Raw genomic sequence first — 1,138 nt, 5'->3', positions numbered from 1 at the left:
CTTGGGCTGGAAAAACTGCCCGAGTTCAATGAAGCGCTCGACATGTCGGCGCTGAGCCGCGCTCTGGTTCTGGTCGGCCTGAAAAGCGACCCGATGGAAATTCCGACGGAAGAGCGCGTGCTCAAGAAAATGCACGAGAAGCTCAACGTCTACGGCGTCGAGAAGACCCGCATCATTGCCGTCGAGTTCTCATCGGAAGATCCCAAGCTCGCGGCCGCCATACCGGACGCCATCGCTGCCGCCTATATAGCGGGGCAAGGGGCGGCAAAGCTCGAATCGAACAGCGCCGCGGCAGACTTCCTGGCGCCCGAGATCGCCGACCTGCAGCGGCAGGTCAAGGATGCGGAGGCGAAGGTCGCCGCCTATCGCGCCCAGTCCGATCTTCTGATGGGTGGCAACAATTCGGTGCTGGCCACCCAGCAGCTTTCGGAACTGTCGAGCGAACTGTCGAAAGTGCGCGCCAACCGTGCTGCGGCCGAAGCGACCGCCGACGGTGTGCGCAGGGCGCTGCAGAATGGCGGTTCGCTGGACGCCGTGCCGGAGGTTCTGTCGTCAGACCTGATCCAGCGCTTGCGTGAGCGACAGGTCGAATTGCGCTCCAACATCGCCGATCTGTCGACGACGCTGCTTGGCAATCATCCGCGCATTCGCGCGCTGAAATCGCAACTGTCCGATCTCGACGCGCAGATCCGCAGCGAGGCCCAGAAGATCATGAAAGGCCTGTTGATGCAGGCCGAGACGGCAAAGGCCCGCGAGAACCAGCTCGTCGCCGACGTCAACACATTGAAAGCCGCTTCGGCGCAGGCCGGCGAACAACAGGTCGACCTCGACGCACTGCAGCGCGACGCGACCGCCAAGCGGCAGCAACTCGAACTCTACCTGACCAACTACCGCGAAGCCGCTTCGCGCCAAGACCGCAACTATCTGCCGGTCGACGCCCGGATCGCCTCGAAGGCGTCGGTTCCCTCCGAGGCCTATTTCCCGAAGGTCGGGCCGATCGTCGGCGCGGCTTTCGCCGCATCGCTGCTGATCATGGCCATCGTGACGCTTCTGCGGGAGCTGTTCTCAGGCCGCGCGATGCGGCCGGCGAGCGGTTCCCGTTTCGAACGGATCGATGAGGTGGCGATGCCCCATGTGG

General features: G+C 63.7%; 1 protein-coding gene. It reads left to right on the top strand.

What is annotated here, in order from left to right:
* The coding region (locus EN914_RS36130; RefSeq protein ID WP_164779201.1) for a GumC family protein at positions 1-1,138 on the top strand (1,138 nt) is incomplete at both ends.

Origin of the sequence: Mesorhizobium sp. M7A.F.Ca.CA.001.08.2.1 (assembly GCF_003998455.1) — a bacterium.
Lineage (GTDB): Bacteria > Pseudomonadota > Alphaproteobacteria > Rhizobiales > Rhizobiaceae > Mesorhizobium > Mesorhizobium ciceri.
Note: the sequence above shows the minus strand (reverse complement) of the source record. Positions and strands in the feature narration are given on the sequence as shown.